Below are 15,775 nucleotides of genomic sequence, written 5' to 3' on the forward strand. Positions count from 1 at the left end.
GGATTCTCGGTCAAGGCAAGGCGCCGGCGTCGGCCAGGAATCCGCGCTCGGCAGCCAGCGTGGCGGGATGATCGAGCAATTCCGCGAAGAGGCGCGGCGGAATCGTGATGGCCCCCACACCCAGCCCCAGCAAGGAAAGGTAGGCCTCGCGGGAGCGGACGCTCGCCACCAGCAGGCGGGTGCCGGACGAAGCCCGCCGCGCCACCAACGCCTGCATCTGCGCGATCAGCGCCAAGCCGCCGGCACCGGCGTCCTCGAGCCGTCCCAGGTAGGGTGCCGCATACGCCGCGCCCAGCTGTGCGGCAAAGTGCGCCTGCTCGGGCGCATAGACAGCCGTCCACGTGACAGGAACACCTTGCGCGATAAGCCGCGCGCCGGCATCAAGGCCCTGGCGGGTGGCGGGAATCTTCACGACCAATTGGCCCCGGTCGAAGTGCGACAGCAATTCTTGCGCGTCTTCGAGCATGCCGTCGACCTCGCTCGAATACACCTGCGCCTGCACCTGCCGCGCGCCCAGGTCGATGCAACGCGCCAGCAAGCCGGGCACGGCCGAACGGCCTATGCCCGCACGCCGCAGCAGTGTGGGATTGGTTGTCACGCCGTGGACCACCGGGTGCGGGAGGCAGGCCTGCAGTTCGGCCAGGTCGGCGCTGTCGAGATACAGATGGAAGTCGTCATTCATCGCGTTCAAGCCCGGGAAAATCAGCTCATGACGTTACCACCATCGACATTCAGGGTCTGCGCCGTGATGTAGCGTGCCTCATCGCTGGCAAGGAATACCGCCGCGCCCGCGATGTCGGCCGGAACACCCATGCGGCCAAGCGGAACTTCGAGGCCCACGCGCCGCTTCTTTTCTCCCGGCGGCAGGCCTTCCGCCCTGGCAAACAGGCTGTCGACATGGTCCCACATCGGCGTGTCGACCACACCGGGGGCAATGCCGTTGACGCGAATGCCATGGGGCGCCATGGCCAGTGCGGCGCTCTGGGTGTAGCTGATGACCGCGGCCTTGGTCGCGCAATAGTGCGACACCAGCGCTTCGCCGCGCCGGCCGGCTTGTGAGGCCATGTTGATGACCGACGCACCCTGCGCGCCGGCTTCGACCATGTGGCGAAGCACGGCCTGCATGACAAAGAACATGCCTTTCACGTTGACGGCAAACAGCCTGTCGAAAGAATCCTCGTCGCTGTCGAGCAGGGGCGCGAGGTCGAACACGGCCGCGTTGTTGAAAAGCGTATGGATGGGACCCAAAGCGGCCCGTGCCTCCGCGAGCAGGCGCGCAATCGCCTGGGCGTCCGTGACATCCGCAGCGATGTAGGCCAGCCGGCCGGGATGACGCTGCTGTAGCGCGCCCACCGCCTCGGGCGCCGTTACCGCACGGTCGACCACGCTGCAACGCGCACCTTCGGCAACGCAGGCCTCGGCGACCGCCAGGCCTATGCCGCCACCGGCGCCGGTCAACAGCACGTGGCGGTTTTTCAAGCGTTCGCTCATCTCGCGGCTCCCGAATTGACAAAATTTTCCACGCGCCCGCTCGCGCTACGCACGGCCTCGATGAGCCGTGCATCACCCGCGGCGGCCCCCCACAGCGCCGCGTCCGAGCACAGCGCGAGTACCGGATCGGCAGCGCCGCAGATCGCGTGCGCCACGGCCTCGTCCATGCCCTGGTCCTGGTAGGCATAAGGCAGTTCCCCGCGATGCCAGCGCTGCAGGAAGGCGAGAAACAGCGCAGGCAGCATCGCGACGCTGTCGACCGGCTTCCCCATGGCAAGCCGCTCGCGCACCGTGGGTGCGATGAAGCCCGGGATCTTCGAAAATCCATCGGCCGCCACGCGCTGGTTGGTGTCGCGGATCGAAGGGTTGCCGAAGCGGTCGATGACCACGTCCCGGTAGGCCGCAAGGTCGATCGGGCCCGGGACTTCAGGCGAACTCAGGCAGGGGATCACGTCGTCGGTCACGTAGTCCCAGGCCATTTTCCGGATCGCCGCATGCTGCGTGCCTTCATGAATGAACTCCAGCCCCAGCAGCGTGCCGGCCCAGGCAATGCAGCTGTGCGTGGCATTGAGGATGCGGATCTTGGCCTCTTCATAGGGTTGCACCGATTCGACCAGCTCAACGCCCACACGGCCCCAGTCGGGGCGCCCGGCCGCGAACCGGTCTTCGATCACCCACTGGATGAAGCTCTCGCCCGTCACCGCCGCCGCATCGTCGCGTCCCGTGGCGGCCTTCACGCGAGCGCGCAGCTCAGGCGGCGGGCGCGGCGTGATGCGGTCGACCATGGCGTTCGGGCAAAGGGTGTTGGCGCCGACCCACGAGAGCAGGTCGCTATCGCCCGCAAGTTCGATGAACTCGCGCAGCCCGTCACGGAAGCGCTCGCCGTTATGGCGCAGGTTGTCGCAGTTGAGCAGGGTTACCGGGCCGGCCTGCCTTGCCTTGCGCGCGCGCAGGATCGCGCAGACGGCGCCGTAGATGGTCACGCCCTCGCCCCCCTCTTCCGCGGCCTCGCCGCGGCGTGCGCGTTCAAGGTCCGCTGCGAGATCGCTGAAAGACAGGTCCAGCTTGCCATGGGTGTCGAGGTAATAACCTGCTTCGGTCACAGTGAATGAAACGATGCGCGTGGACGGCGCCGCACCGCGCAAGATCACCGCGGCCAGCGAGTGTTCCCAGGGAAGCACTTCGCGGATGGCTTCGATCTGTTCGTAGCGGTACTCGCCGGCCGGCGATACGGTTTCCAGCGTGTAGCGCCCGCCCTGTGCCTGCAGGGCCGCGACCACCTCGGCCATATCGGGCCGGATGTTGGCGCCCACTATTGACCAACGGGTGTCGCCCGCATCGATCAGCCGCTGAAGATAGGCGGCCTGGTGGGCCCGATGAAACGAACCCAATCCAAGGTGAAGCACCGTGAATTCCGAAAGAGCCGGTGGAGTTTGCGCAAGAGGCGCTGTTGCGAGAATCAAGGGAATGCCCGAAAGAAGAGGGAGGAAGGGAAGAAGGAAGGAATCAGGCCGGCACCGCACGGCCTTCACTGTTGAACAGGTGAAGCACCGAAGGGTCGAGTTCGACCGCCACGTCGTCACCCGCATGCAGCGGTGTGCGTTCGTTCTGGCGCGCTATCAGCGGCACGCCGCCCACATCGACGTGAATCAAGGTGTCGGCGCCGAGTGCCTCGATCAACTCCACGCGGCCCGGCACCCCTGAAGCAGCGGCCTGCTTTGGATGCACACGCAGCCCTTCCGGCCGTACGCCCAGGAAACCGTCGCCCGGCAGGCGCCCGCCGGTGGCCGCCGAGAAGCTCGGAATAGCGCCCGCCGCCACCATGTTCATCGACGGCATGCCGATGAACTGCGCGACAAACCGGTTCGCCGGGTGGTCGTAGAGTTCGAGCGGCGTACCTACCTGCTCGATCAGCCCGTCCCTGAGCACCACCACGCGGTCGGCCAGCGTCATGGCCTCGACCTGGTCATGCGTGACGTAGATGGTCGTCGCGCCGAGCGCACGGTGGAGCTTGTGGATTTCGACGCGGGTATTGCCGCGCAGCGCGGCATCCAGGTTGGACAAGGGCTCGTCGAACAGGAATACCTTGGGCGCGCGCACAATGGCGCGGCCAATCGCCACGCGTTGCCGCTGCCCGCCCGACAGTTCTTTCGGTGTGCGGCCGAGGTACTGGGTAAGGTTGAGCGTTTTCGCCGCGTGCTCGACCTTGGCCTGGATCTCGCTTTTCGACACCCCCGCAAGCTTGAGCGCAAAGGACATGTTGTCGTACACGCTCATGTGCGGGTAGAGCGCGTAGCTCTGGAACACCATCGCCAGGTCGCGCTTGCCCGAAGGCACCCCTGTGATGTCCCTGCCGTCCAGCAGCAAGTTGCCTTTGGTGATGGGCTCCAGCCCCGCGATGAGGCGCAGCAACGTCGACTTTCCGCAACCCGAAGGCCCGACGAAGACGATGAACTCGCCCTTGTTGATTTCAAGATCGATACCGCGAATGATCCGGGCCTCCCCGAAACTTTTCTCGATGCTCTTGAGTTCCAGATAAGCCATCAGTCAACTCCTTTCATTTCACCGCGCCGAATGTCAGGCCTTGCACCAGCTGCTTCTGGCTGAACCAGCCGAACACGACGATGGGCGCGATCGCCATGAGCGAGGCGGCCGAGAGTTTGGCCCAGAACAGGCCTTCGGGACTGGAATACGAGGCGATCAAGGTCGCCAGCGTTCCGGCCTTGGCCGAACTGAGGTTGAGGGCCCAGAAGGCCTCGTTCCAGCTCAGCACCAGGCACAGCAGGCCGGTCGAAGCCAGGCCGCCCACCGACAGCGGCAGCACGACATGGCGGAACTCTGTCCAGAGGCTCGCGCCGTCCATGCGCGCGGCTTCCAGGATTTCGTTCGGAATGTCCTTGTAAGCGCTGTAAAGCATCCACACCATGATCGGCAGGTTCGACAGCGTGAACACAATGGTCAGCGCGGTGAGCGAATCCAGCAGGCCCGCGGTCTGCGCGAGAACATAGATCGGCACCAGCGCGCCCACCGCCGGCATCATCTTGGTGGAAAGCATCCACATCAGGATGTCGCGCGTCCTCTTCGTACGGAAGAAGGCCATTGAGTACGCCGCGGGCGCCGCGATCAACAGCCCGATGAGGGTCGAACCCAGGCTGGTGATGAGCGAGTTGCGCGCATAGAGCAGGTAGTCGCTGCGGCGCTGCACTTCACTGAAGTTGTCGAGCGTGGGTTCAAAAATAAACAGCGGCGGCACGTGAATCGCCTGGAGTTCGGTCTTGAAGGCCGTGAGAAACAGCCAGCCGAGCGGAAAGAACAGCAGCAGCGCCGCGGCCCACGCGCCCACGGTGCGAAGCAGTTGCGCAAGAAAGTCGCCTGGTTGCATGGTTCAGCTGCTCCGCTGTGTAAGGGTATGCATCATGTCTAGTCGAGGTTCTTGCCGACGATGCGAATGAGGAACACTGCCACGATGTTGGCCACCACCACCGCGAACAACGCACCCGCCGATGCCACGCCCACGTCAAAATTCATCAGCGACTGCTTGAAGATCATGTAGGTGAGGTTGGTGCTTTCATTGCCCGGGCCGCCATTGGTGGTGATGGCGATTTCGGCGAACACGCTGAGCAGAAAGATCATCTCGATCATGATCACCACCGCCATCGGCCGGCCGAGATGCGGAATGATGAGATAAAAGAAACGCTGAAACGAACTCGCGCCGTCCATGCGCGCCGCCTCCATCTGCTCGCGGTCCAGCGACTGCAGCGAGGTAATGAAGATCAGGCAGGCGAAAGGCAGCCACTGCCAGGCCACCATGATGATCACCGACAACAGCGGCACATCGGTGAGCCAGTCGACCGGCTGCGCGCCGAAAAAGCGCCACAGGTCGGCCAGCACGCCGTAGATCGGATTCATCATCATGTGCTTCCACAGCAGCGCGTTCACCGCGGGCATGACGAAGAACGGTGAAATAAGCAGCACCCGCACGACGCCCCGCCCCGGAAATGGCTCGTTCACCAGCAAGGCGAGCAGCACGCCGAACACCACCGTGATGACAATCACACTGCCGATCAGCATCAGCGTGTTCCAGGTCGCGGGCCAGAAGTCCGGATCGGTGATGAAGTACTGGAAGTTCTCGATGCCCGCGAACGGATGGTCGCCGGGTTGCATGAGGTTGTAGCTCACGAACGAGAAATACAGGGTCATCACGAGCGGCACGATCATCCAGAGGAAGAGCGTGAGCACTGCGGGTGCCATGAGTGCGCGAGGCAGGAGGCGGTTCATGTGGTGAATCCCGGGGCGAAGTGTGGGCAGCCTGGGGGATTACTTGCGATTACTTGTAATACCCGGCTTTTTTCATCTCGCGCTCGGCGGCCGTCTGCGATGTCTTCAGGGCCTGGTCCACCGTGACCTTGCCCGACAGGGCAGCGCTCATCTGCTGGCCCACCGCCACGCCGATGGCCTGGAACTCGGGAATGGCCGCGTACTGCACCCCGACGTACGGCGACTTGGGTAGCGTGCTGTCGCTGAGGTTGGCGCTGTCGATGGCTTTTTTCTCGGCCGCGGCGAACTTTGCGACCTTCTGGAACTCGGGGTTTGCGTAAGTCGACTTGCGCGTGCCGGTGGGCACCGCGCCCCAGCCGTGTTCCTTGGCGACCAGGTTGATGTATTCCCTGGAAGTGGCCCATTTCACGAAGGTCTGGGCGGCCGCGCCCTTGGTCGAGCTGGCCGGGATGGCCAGGTTCCAGGTCCACAGCCAGTTGGCGCCCTTGGGCGTGACGGCAACAGGCGCCTGCGCAAAGGCTACCTTGTCGGCCACCTTCGACTGCTTCGGATCGCTGATGAACGAGGCGGCGATGGTGGCGTCCACCCACATGCCGCACTTGCCTTCATTGAAGAGCGCGAGGTTTTCGTTGAAGCTGTTGGCCGAGGCGCCGGGCGGGCCGTAGGCTTTCATCAGGTCCACGTAGAAGCTGATCGCGTCCTTCCAGGGTTTGGTGTCGATCTGCGGCTTCCACTGCATGTCGAACCACTGGCCGCCGTTGGTGTTGACCAGCGTGGTCAGGAAGGCCATGTTGTCGCCCCAGCCCGGCTTGCCGCGCAGGCACATGCCGTACACACCGGCTTTCGGGTCGTGGATCTTGCCGGCCAGTTCCTTCACCTGTGCCCAGGTAGGCTGATCAGGCATCTTGAAGCCGGCCTTGTCGGCGAGGTCCTTGCGGTACATCAGCATCGAGCTCTCACCGTAGAACGGCGCGGCATAAAGTTTGCCTTCATGCGACAGCCCGGCACGGATGGCGGGCAGCAGGTCGTCGACGTCATAAGCGGCATCGGTGGCAATGGGCTGCAACCAGCCCTTCTTCGACCAGATCGGCGCCTCGTACAGGCCGATGGTCATCACGTCGAACTGCCCGCCCTTGGTGGCAATGTCGGTGGTGACGCGCTGGCGCAGCGTGCCCTCTTCGAGCGTGACCCATTTGAGCTTGATGTCGGGATGGGCCTTTTCAAAAACCGGCGTGAGCTTCTGCATTTCGATCATGTGGCCGTTGTTCACCGTCGCCACCACGAGTTCGGTCACGGCATGGGCCATGCCGGCGCCCGAGAGTGCAAGCGCCAGGCCTGCCTGGATAAAACCCTTCATGAGATGTCTCCTTCGTTATGTCGTTCGAAACGGCAGCTTTGCCGCTCACTGCATTCTGGGGAAACCTCCTGGCGGGTTTGATACCAGATCAAAGGACCTTGATACTTTGTTGCATTAAAGGAGTGGGAATTTCCCTAAAAGCCGCATCAGTAGATGCAACAAATTGTCAAGGCGGGCGTGATATGGCCCTGCCGGTTCAGGCCGTCAAGTCAACCTGGGCTATCCGCACAAATGGCCAAAGACATCAGGCGGGCACAGGCGCGCCGACCGGGCGCGGCGCTACTTGCGCGCGACGGCCGAAGCCGGCACCAGCTTGAGCGGCCCGTAGAAGGCCTGCAGCTGGCCCTCATTCTTTTCACCTTCGGTGAAGACCGCAAAACTCAGCAAGGCGCCCGGGTCTTCGCCAAAAGCCTTGCGGTAGTCGGCGCGGATGTCGCGCTCGTAGCTGCGCCATTCGTTGTAGCCGTGGTCGCCTGAGTCGACGACGATTTTGCGGATGCGGTCGGTGCGCTCGTTGACGACGACCTCGCCGGGCTGGTTGACCCGCGACCACGAATACACCAGTGTCGCGAACGGCATCTCTTCACCGGTCAGCAGGCGGCTCAGCTCCGACAGCAGGGAGTTTTTCATCGACAGCCGCGAACGGTCGCCTTCGAACGCCAGCACCACCCGCACCGGTACGTCGTCAAGTTGCGGCAAGGTGAGGTTGGCGCCCGCGCCGGCGTTCGGCACGTTCCAGGAGAAGCGCACGAGGCCGAGCTGGTCCGGTTCGATGCGATAGCGATGGCGCAGGATGCTGCCGGACGCCTCGGCCTTCGCGAGCACCGCGTCGCGGCCTTCATGGCGCACATAGCTGTAGCTGGCCGGCTGCTTGCCGGGCACGCGGAATATTTCCCACTTGAGGTCGTCAGGCTTGAGTTCCCCAGCTTTGGGCGGCGCCGACATCTCGGCCCAGGCCGTGCCGGTCACGCCTTCGGCCAGGCCCACGGTGCCGCCCTGGCTGGCCGGTTCGTCGATGTCGGCGTCTGCATCGACCGGCGCGCGGATTGCGCAGCCGGTGACGAGGGCCACGGCGAGCAGCGCTGTGGCGATGATCGAAAAATGAGGGAAAACGCGGGAAGGCGGAACGGGTAAAGCCATGGTGCGGGTCATCGAAAAAATCGGCGAAGCGGCAAGTTGACCACGGAAGCACGCGGCCCCGCAATGGAAAAACGCACAGTTTTGTGCAAATCAGCCGGCGATTTTGCGCAGCAGGCCGGCCGTCGAGCCGTCCAGGCCGGACACATCCCCGCTGCGCAACCGCGGCTCTATGTCCTTGGCGAGCACCTTGCCAAGCTCGACCCCCCACTGGTCAAAGCTGTTGATGCCCCAGATCGCGCCGCTGGCGAACACGCGGTGTTCCTGCAGCGCCACCAGCGCACCCAGGCTGGCGGGCGTGAGCCGCTCCAGCAGCAAAAAGGTGCTGGGCCGGTTGCCGGGGAAATGTTTGTGGCCTCCTCCATCTTCCTTGCCTTGCATCAGCGCCTGAGCCTGCGCCAGCACATTGGCCAGCAAGGTGTCATGGTGGCCCGGCAGGCTGTGGCCGGCTTGCTTGACGGCGACAAATTCCACCGGCACCACCGAACTGCCCTGGTGCAGCATCTGGAAATAGGCGTGCTGGCCGTTGGTGCCGGGCTCACCCCATAGCACGGGCGAGGTGGCGAAAGGCAGGGCCTGGCCCTCGGCATCGACGCGTTTGCCGTTGCTTTCCATTTCAAGCTGCTGCAAATAGGCCGGCAGGCGCCGCAGGGCGCTGCTGTAAGGCGCGATGCTGCGGCTGCTGAAGCCGTAAAAATTGCGATACCAGACATCAAGCAAACCCAGGCGCACCGGCAGGTTGCGCGCCAGCGGGGCCGTGCGGAAATGCTCGTCCATGGCATGTGCGCCGGCCAGCAGCTCACGAAAGCCGGCCGCGCCTATGGCGATGGCAATCGGCAGGCCTATGGCCGACCAGAGCGAATATCGCCCGCCCACCCAGTCCCAGAAGCCGAAAGTCGTCTTGATGCCGAAGGCGTTCGCCGCGGCGACATTGGTCGTGAGCGCCGCGAAATGCCGGCCGACGTCCGTGCCGCCTTGGGCTTCGAACCAGCGCCGCGCCGAATGCGCGTTGGTCATGGTCTCGGTGGTGGTGAAGGTCTTGGACGCGACCAGGAACAGCGTGCTTTCGGGCTTGAGCCCCCGCAGCACGCCGGCCAGCTCGCCGCCGTCGACGTTGGAGACAAAGTGAAAACGCTTGCCGGGTATGGCGAATTCAGCCAGCGCCAGTACCGCCATCTGCGGCCCGAGGTCTGAGCCGCCGATGCCGATGTTGACGATGTCGGTGATGTCGGTGTCGGCGCGCAACTGCTCCGCGTAGGCCAGCATGGCGTCCAGGGTTTCATGCACGCGCGCGAGGTCGCCGCTCATGCCGCCGGCGGCCGGGCTCCTCAACAAAAAATGCATCACGGCGCGCTGCTCGGTGCCGTTGATCAGCTCGCCGGCAAACATGGCGTCGCGGTGCTGCTCAAGCCGGCATTGCGCGGCCAGCTCCAGCAGCAGGGACTCGCTGGTGGCGTCGATCAGGTTTTTGGAGAGGTCGGCGAAGAGGTGCGGCGCCTCCTGGCTGAAGTGCCCGAAGCGGCCGGGGTCGGCCGTGAAGGCCTGGCGCAGGTCAAAGGATTTTCCGCGGGTGTCAAAGCAGTCCTGCAGCGCGGCCCAGGCCGGCGTGCGGTCACAGCGGGGGCGGGGCTGCACGGCCATGGCTCAGGCCGCCAGCATCAGCTGTTCGAGCTTCACGGCGTCGGCCGCGAACGCGCGTATGCCCTCGGCCAGTTTTTCGGTGGCCATGGCGTCTTCGTTGAGCGCATAGCGGAAACCGGCTTCGTCGTAGTTGACAGCGGGCAGGTCCAGCGCGGCGGCCGCCTTGGCGTCCAAGGCGCGCGACAGTGGCGCATCGGAGGCTGCCAGCTGGGCCAGCAGCTCGGGGCTGATGGTCAGCAGGTCGCAGCCGGCCAGCGCGGTGATCTGGCCCACGTTGCGAAAGCTCGCGCCCATCACCTCGGTGGCGATGCCGAAATGTTTGTAGTGGTTGTAGATCTCACGCACCGACTTCACGCCGGGGTCGTTAGCACCGGCCATCGCGGCTTCGTCCCACGATGCGCCGGCGGATTTTTTGTACCAGTCGTAGATGCGGCCGACGAAAGGCGAGATCAGCTGCACCTTGGCCTGGCCGCAGGCCACCGCTTGGGCGAAGGAAAACAGCAAGGTGAGGTTGGTGTGGATGCCGCGCTGCTCCAGCTTCTCCGCCGCCTGTATGCCTTCCCAGGTGGCGGCGACCTTGATCAGCACGCGGTCGATGTGGATGCCTTCGGCCTGGTAAAGCTCGACGATGCGCTCGCCGCGCGTATAAGTGGCGTTGGCGTCAAAGCTCAGGCGGGCGTCGACTTCGGTCGAGACGCGGCCCGGGATGATGGAGAGGATTTCACAGCCGAAGCGCACCAGCAGGCGGTCCATGATTTCGTCGAGCGCGCGGCCCTTGAAGCGGGCGACGGTGTCCTTGAGCAAAGGCTGGTAGTCGGCCTTTTGCACCGCCTTGAGGATCAGCGAAGGATTGGTGGTGGCGTCCTGCGGCTTGAACTGCCCCAGTTGCTTGAAATCACCGGTGTCGGCAACCACTGTGGTGAACTGTTTGAGGGCGTCGAGTTGGGTCATGGCTGGGTGCTGGCAAAAGGCGGGCGTGGTCCGGATGAAACACCGCTGGACACCTGGGTGCAGGCATCGCACGGGGTTCAAGGTCGAGTTACCATTATGCCCATAGAATGTGAAACTTAATTACCAAGACACTTTTTTACCATGAGCTTTGACCTCATCCTTTTCGGCGGCACCGGCGACCTGGTGTGGCGCAAAATCATGCCGGCCTTGTTCCAGGCCTTTCGCCACGGCTCGCTGCCGGCGGGCGGGCGCATCGTGGGTGTGGCGCGTGACGACCTGTCCGACGACCAGTACCGCGCCTTGATCAAATCCCGGTTTGACAACGTCGAGCTGGCCAAACGCCCGAGCGAAGAGGAGTTCTCTCGCTTCGCGGCAATGCTGGGCTACCTGCGCATGGACCTGTCCAACCCGGCAGACTACGCCGCGCTGGCCGCAAAACTGCAGCAGCGGCCCGCCGACGTGGTGGTGATGTATGTGGCGACGGCACCCAGCCTGTTCACCACGGTGTGTGAGCAGATCGCCGCCGCCGGCCTCAACGGCCCGCAAACGCGCGTGGTGCTGGAAAAACCGCTGGGCCACGACCTGGCTTCCAACCGCGCCATCAACAAGACCGTGCGCAGCGTGCTGAGTGAGCAGCAGATCTTTCGCATCGACCACTACCTGGGCAAGCCTTCGGTGCAGAACCTGTTCGCGCTGCGCTTCGGCAATTCGCTGTTCGAGCCGCTGTGGCGCCGCGAGACTATCGCCAACATCCAGATCACCATCGCCGAGGACCTGGGCGTGGAAAAACGCGGCGCCTTCTACGACAGCACGGGCGCGCTACGCGACATGGTGCAGAACCACGCGCTGCAACTGCTATGCGCCATCGGCATGGAGCCGCCCATCAACTCGCATGCCGACGCCATCCGCGACGAAAAGCTCAAGGTGCTGCGCTCGCTCAAGGCCTGGACGCCTGAAACACTGCGCCAGCACGTGGTGCGCGGCCAGTACGCGGCCGGCAACATCGACGGCGAACCGGTGCCCGGCTATCGCGACGAAAAAGGCGTGCCGCCCGACAGCCGGACCGAAACCTTTGTCGCGCTGCGCACCGAGATCGCCAACTGGCGCTGGGCCGGTGTGCCCTTCTATATACGCACCGGCAAGCGCCTGGCCGGCCGCGACGCGCACATCGAGGTCAACTTCCGGCCTGCGCCGCACGCGATTTTCAAGACATCCACGGCCGGCTCCAACGTGGCCAACCGGCTGGTGATCAACCTGCAGCCCAAGGACGGCCTGGAGCTGCATTTGCTGGCGCAAGGCGCCGACCAGCGCTCCGGCAACAGCCACGCGCGCGGCACACCCTCGCTGGCCCCGGTGCAGCTTGACCTGGACTTCGACAAGCGCTTCGGCTCCGAACGTGTGGGTGCCTACGAGCGGCTGCTGCTGGACGTGATCGACGGGCGGCTCAACCTCTTTGTGCGCAGCGACGAACAGGAAGAAGCCTGGCGCTGGGTCGAGCCCATCCTGGACAGCTGGAGCAATGATTCCGGCGCGCCGCGGCCTTATGCCGCCGGCAGCTGGGGGCCGAGTGCCTCGAGCGCGATGATTGCCAGAGACGGCTATTGTTGGTCGGAGGAGTGCTGAGCGTGCTCGACAGAATCAAGGCATCCCTCTCCTCTCTTGCTCCCGCCGAGCAACGCGTCGGCCGCCTCGTGTTGGCCGACCCGCGGGCCTTTGCCAATTTGCCCATCACCGAGCTTGCCAGCCGATCCCATGTGAGCAAGCCCACCGTGGTGCGTTTTTGCCGCAGCATGGGCTATGACGGCCTGTCGGACTTCAAGCTCAAGCTGGCGGGCAGCGTCAGTGAGGGCGTACCCTTCATCCACCGCAGCGTGGATGCCGACGACAAGACCGGCGACGTGATGGTCAAGGTGATAGACAACACCGTGGCGGCGTTTTTGAAGTACCGCAACGATGCGAGTTCGGTGGCGGTGGAAAGGGCCGCCGACGCGTTGCTGGCGACCTACAACAGCGGCAGGCGCATCGAGTTTTTCGGTGTTGGCAATTCGGGCATCGTGGCGCAGGACGCGCAGCACAAATTCTTCCGCCTGGGAATCACCAGCATCGCTTACAGCGACGGCCACATGCAGGTCATGAGCGCCTCGCTGCTGGGCCCGGGCGACTGCGTGGTGGTGATTTCGAATTCGGGCCGCACGCGCGACCTGATGGACGCCTGCGACATCGCGCGCAAGAACGGCGCGACCACCATCGTCATCACCGTCACCGGTTCGCCGCTGGCCGCAGCCGGCAACATCCACCTGACGGCCGACCACCCCGAGGGTTACGACCGCTACAGCCCTATGGTGTCGCGCCTGATGCACCTGATGATCATCGACATCCTGGCGACCTGCGTGGCGCTGCGCATCGGCAGCAAGCTGCAGCCGCTGCTCAAGGAAATGAAGAACAACCTGCGCAACAAGCGCTACGCTTGAAGCGTAGCGCCGCGGTATCAGGCGAGGGGCAGCGAACGCTCCACGATGCCGGCGAACAGCGCCGAGCCCAGCGGCAGCACGCTGTCGTTGAAGTCATAGCAGCTGTTGTGCAGAAAGCGGCTGCCGATGCCGCCGGTGGTGCCGCCTTTGCCGTCGGGCAGCTGCTCGCCCTGGCCCAGGCGCAGGTAGGCGCCCGGCTTGACGCGCAGCATGAAGGAAAAATCTTCCGAGCCCATGCTGGGTTCGAGGTTGCTCACCACGTTTTCCGCACCCACGAGCTGGTCCGCCACGGCGGTGGCCAGTGCGTACTCGGCGGGCGAATTGATGGTGGCCGGGTAGATGCGTTCGTATTTCACGGTGGCCGTGGCGCCGAAGCCCTGGGCCACGGCCGCGCACAATTCCTTGAGGCGGCGCTCGACCAGATCCTGCACTTCGGGCTTGAACGTGCGCACGGTGCCCACCAGCATGGCGGTCTCGGGCACCACGCTCATCGCGCCCAGGTCGCCCGCCCGGACGGCGCAAATGCTGATCACCGCGTTGTCCATGGCCTTGACGTTGCGCGACACGATGCTTTGCACCGCGGTAATGATGTGAGCGGCCACCAGCACCGGATCCACCGTCAGGTAAGCGTGCGCGCCGTGGCCGCCTTTGCCGGTGACCTCGATGGTGATGCGGTCGGCCGCGGCCATCATGGGGCCGGGGTTGATGCCGATGGTGCCGGGCTGCATCGCGGGCCAGTTGTGCATGGCGTAAATCGCTTGCACGGGAAAGCGCTCGAACAGGCCGTCCTTGATCATGGCGTCGGCCCCGCCGCGCCCCTCCTCCGCGGGCTGGAACACCAGTACCGCATCGCCGGCGAAGTTACGCGTTTCGGCGAGATAACGGGCGGCGCCCACCAGCATGGTGGTGTGGCCGTCATGGCCGCAGCCATGCATCAACCCGACTTTGGAAGACTTCCAGCCGAACTCGTTGTGCTCGGTCATGGGCAACGCATCCATGTCGGCGCGCAGGCCCACCATGGGCCTTGCGCCAGACCCGCCGGACCTGGCGGTTTGCTGGCCCTTGATGACGGCGACAACACCGGTCTTGCCGACGCCTGTATGCACCTCGTCGACGCCGCACAGCTTGAGCGCATGCACCACACGGCTGGAAGTGTAGACCTCTTCGAAGCCGAGTTCGGGGTGGGCATGCAGGTCGCGGCGGAAAGCGGTGAGTTCGGGGTGGTACTGCACGATTTGCGCGAAGGCCCTGCCGCTGGCACGCAGCTGGGGCGGGCGATCCGCGCTGTCGGCGATATCCGCCGCTGCGGCGGACTGGAGGGATGAGGCACCTGGAATATTTGGAAGGGTGGCCGGAGCACGCATGTCAGTGAGATTCCGAGTTCAGCTGTTGGAAATACTAATCTTGATGGGATGGCGGTGCAAACACAGGGCTTTGTAAAAGCCGGGCCGATGCGGCGGTCACAGCGGGAACGGCCGTGACTTTCAAAGGCTTGTTCACCAGGCTGACCGGGCCATACCATGCCTTGGTTTTTTGCCGCGTGTTGTCGCTGTCCGTCATGATGGCAATACCGACCAGCGCGCCCGGCGCTTCACCGAAGGCTTTTTCATAGTCGGCGCGGATGTCGCGCTCGTAGTCGAGCCAGCGGCCAAGCCGCGCCGGCCCGGACTCAAGCACCAGCTTGCGGATGCGGTCGGTGCGGGGGTTGATCACCACGCTTTCCGGCGCGCTGTGCGTGCCCCACACATACATGAGGGTCGCGTAGGGCAAGGGCTCACCCGTCAGGGCCAATGCCAGTTCCGACAGCATGGCGTTTTTGGCGGAGAACTTCGAACGGTCGCCTTCGAAGGCGAGCAACACGCGCACCGGGGAATCGTCACTGTCGCGCTGCGTCATATCGGCGCCGGCGATCATCATGGGCACCTTCCAGGAGAAACCCAGTTTGCCCAGGTCTGAAGGCTCGACCCGCAACTGTTGCCGCAGCATGCTGGCGGCGCTGTCGGATTCGCTGAAAACGGCTTCACGCCCATCCAGCCGCACCGCGCGATAGTGCGTGGACTTTTTCCCCGGAAATGCGCAGTGTTGCCATTTGACGGTATCCGGGATCGAAGAGGAATTTGAGTTTGAACTTGCGGGCGACGCCGAGGCCCAGTTCACATCCTGGCTGCTTGCCGGCCCGGAAGTTCCTACTCCCGCACAGGCCACCAGCAGGGTCACGCAAGCGACAACCGTCATCGCACGGAACGTACGCGAGAAAAAACAATGAGACAACAGGGTCATAGGAAAACAGGTGATGAGGCTAGATAGCTCAACGCGGCCGGGGCAGAAAAGGTTTCAAAAAATCCGAAAATTTGCACTGCAGTCATTTCAACCATAAAAAAAGCCGCCTCGGGTTTCCCCGGGGCGGCTTTTTGATCTTCATAAGAAACTGGCGTTAAGCCAGCTTCAA

Annotated in this window: 14 protein-coding genes; 2 read left to right on the forward strand and 12 right to left on the reverse strand. The window is 64.1% G+C overall.

Going from position 1 to position 15,775, the window contains the following annotated elements; translation table 11 throughout:
• Positions 1-10: 10 nt before the first annotated feature.
• From AC1D1F_RS05795 to tal, 10 genes are all read right to left on the reverse strand, one after another.
• A complete protein-coding gene (locus tag AC1D1F_RS05795) occupies positions 11-682 on the reverse strand; it encodes a transaldolase family protein (protein ID WP_477697172.1) in 672 nt (223 codons plus the stop codon).
• 20 nt (positions 683-702) lie between these two features.
• Complete coding sequence (locus AC1D1F_RS05800; protein WP_477677729.1) at positions 703-1,491, reverse strand: L-iditol 2-dehydrogenase; 789 nt, start codon at positions 1,489-1,491, stop codon at positions 703-705.
• Positions 1,488-2,897, reverse strand: coding sequence for a D-arabinitol 4-dehydrogenase (dalD, locus tag AC1D1F_RS05805; RefSeq protein WP_477697165.1), 1,410 nt, complete (start codon positions 2,895-2,897; stop codon positions 1,488-1,490). Before dalD ends, AC1D1F_RS05800 begins: the two co-directional genes overlap by 4 nt.
• A gap of 100 nt (positions 2,898-2,997) precedes the next feature.
• Positions 2,998-4,035: an ABC transporter ATP-binding protein gene (locus AC1D1F_RS05810; RefSeq protein ID WP_477697166.1), complete on the reverse strand. Its 1,038-nt coding sequence runs from the start codon at positions 4,033-4,035 to the stop codon at positions 2,998-3,000.
• A gap of 13 nt (positions 4,036-4,048) precedes the next feature.
• On the reverse strand, positions 4,049-4,873 hold the full coding sequence (locus tag AC1D1F_RS05815) for a carbohydrate ABC transporter permease (protein WP_477652393.1): 825 nt from the start codon (positions 4,871-4,873) through the stop codon (positions 4,049-4,051).
• A gap of 38 nt (positions 4,874-4,911) precedes the next feature.
• A complete protein-coding gene (locus AC1D1F_RS05820) occupies positions 4,912-5,769 on the reverse strand; it encodes a carbohydrate ABC transporter permease (RefSeq protein ID WP_477697167.1) in 858 nt (285 codons plus the stop codon).
• Between the two features lie 49 nt (positions 5,770-5,818).
• A complete protein-coding gene (locus AC1D1F_RS05825; protein WP_477697168.1) occupies positions 5,819-7,126 on the reverse strand; it encodes an ABC transporter substrate-binding protein in 1,308 nt (435 codons plus the stop codon).
• 279 nt (positions 7,127-7,405) lie between these two features.
• The gene (locus tag AC1D1F_RS05830) at positions 7,406-8,266 is read right to left on the reverse strand and encodes a DUF3047 domain-containing protein (RefSeq protein WP_477677149.1); all 861 of its coding nucleotides are present in this window, start codon (positions 8,264-8,266) and stop codon (positions 7,406-7,408) included.
• 90 nt (positions 8,267-8,356) lie between these two features.
• Complete coding sequence (gene pgi, locus AC1D1F_RS05835) at positions 8,357-9,904, reverse strand: glucose-6-phosphate isomerase (RefSeq protein WP_477677148.1); 1,548 nt, start codon at positions 9,902-9,904, stop codon at positions 8,357-8,359.
• A 3-nt stretch (positions 9,905-9,907) separates the two neighbouring features.
• Positions 9,908-10,855, reverse strand: a complete 948-nt coding sequence (gene tal / locus AC1D1F_RS05840) for a transaldolase (RefSeq protein ID WP_477677147.1) — start codon at positions 10,853-10,855, stop codon at positions 9,908-9,910.
• 141 nt (positions 10,856-10,996) lie between these two features.
• Here tal and zwf point away from each other — a divergent pair, with 141 nt between their 5' ends.
• Both zwf and AC1D1F_RS05850 read left to right on the forward strand, forming a co-directional pair.
• The gene (zwf, locus tag AC1D1F_RS05845; protein ID WP_477697169.1) at positions 10,997-12,478 is read left to right on the forward strand and encodes a glucose-6-phosphate dehydrogenase; all 1,482 of its coding nucleotides are present in this window, start codon (positions 10,997-10,999) and stop codon (positions 12,476-12,478) included.
• A 2-nt stretch (positions 12,479-12,480) separates the two neighbouring features.
• Positions 12,481-13,326: a MurR/RpiR family transcriptional regulator gene (locus AC1D1F_RS05850; RefSeq protein ID WP_477677146.1), complete on the forward strand. Its 846-nt coding sequence runs from the start codon at positions 12,481-12,483 to the stop codon at positions 13,324-13,326.
• 17 nt (positions 13,327-13,343) lie between these two features.
• Here AC1D1F_RS05850 and AC1D1F_RS05855 read toward each other — a convergent pair whose 3' ends face one another.
• Both AC1D1F_RS05855 and AC1D1F_RS05860 read right to left on the reverse strand, forming a co-directional pair.
• On the reverse strand, positions 13,344-14,690 hold the full coding sequence (locus AC1D1F_RS05855; RefSeq protein WP_477677145.1) for a M20 aminoacylase family protein: 1,347 nt from the start codon (positions 14,688-14,690) through the stop codon (positions 13,344-13,346).
• A gap of 34 nt (positions 14,691-14,724) precedes the next feature.
• Positions 14,725-15,543 (reverse strand): DUF3047 domain-containing protein, encoded by an 819-nt coding sequence (locus AC1D1F_RS05860; RefSeq protein ID WP_477700670.1) that lies wholly within the window; start codon positions 15,541-15,543, stop codon positions 14,725-14,727.
• Positions 15,544-15,775 lie beyond the last annotated feature (232 nt).

The sequence above is a fragment of the Polaromonas sp. P1_H6 genome (assembly GCF_056405195.1).